The sequence below is a fragment of the Saccharomonospora iraqiensis subsp. paurometabolica YIM 90007 genome (assembly GCF_000231035.2).
In the GTDB taxonomy this organism is placed as follows: domain Bacteria; phylum Actinomycetota; class Actinomycetes; order Mycobacteriales; family Pseudonocardiaceae; genus Saccharomonospora; species Saccharomonospora paurometabolica.
The window spans coordinates 1,080-1,588 of sequence record NZ_KI912224.1; the positions used below are offsets into that span (position 1 = coordinate 1,080).

At 75.2% G+C, this 509-nt stretch carries 1 protein-coding gene; it reads left to right on the plus strand.

Annotated features, from left to right (window positions below; translation table 11 throughout):
• Positions 1-197 precede the first annotated feature (197 nt).
• On the plus strand, positions 198-509 hold a 312-nt coding region (locus tag SACPADRAFT_RS0208575), incomplete at its 3' end, for a sigma-70 family RNA polymerase sigma factor (protein ID WP_007027948.1).

The window sequence follows — 509 nt, forward strand, 5'->3', positions numbered from 1 at the left end:
AGCGGGGCGTCCCCGTCGCGGTGCCCCGCCCGGGGGAGCGCCTCGACGTCGCGCACCCCCCGGCCGTGGAGCCGTGGTGGCACCCGTCCGCGCCGTTGCGGACCGGGGCGGTCACGCTCTGACACGGTCACCGGACTCCCACCGATTCACCACCGCCGTCCGGGCGTGTCCGTCGCACGGACGGGTACGGACCACATGTGGCCGAAGCACCGCGTCGGCACGGGTGTGCCGACGACCACGTGTGGCACGAGATGTACGAGCGGTACGGCGGTCTGGTTTTCGGCGTCGTGCTCGACGAGGTGGCGCACCGGGCCGACGCCGAGGACCTGACCCAGCAGGTGTTCCTGAAGGCGTGGCGCAGCCGCGGCCGGTTCGATCCCGGCCGCGGCGGGATGCGGGCGTGGCTGTTGTCCATCACCCGCAACGTGCTCGCGGACCACCGGTGCGCCCGTGCGCGGGACCGCGCCGTCCGGGAGGCGGTGACGGCGGAACCCGCCGGGGTGCGCGGG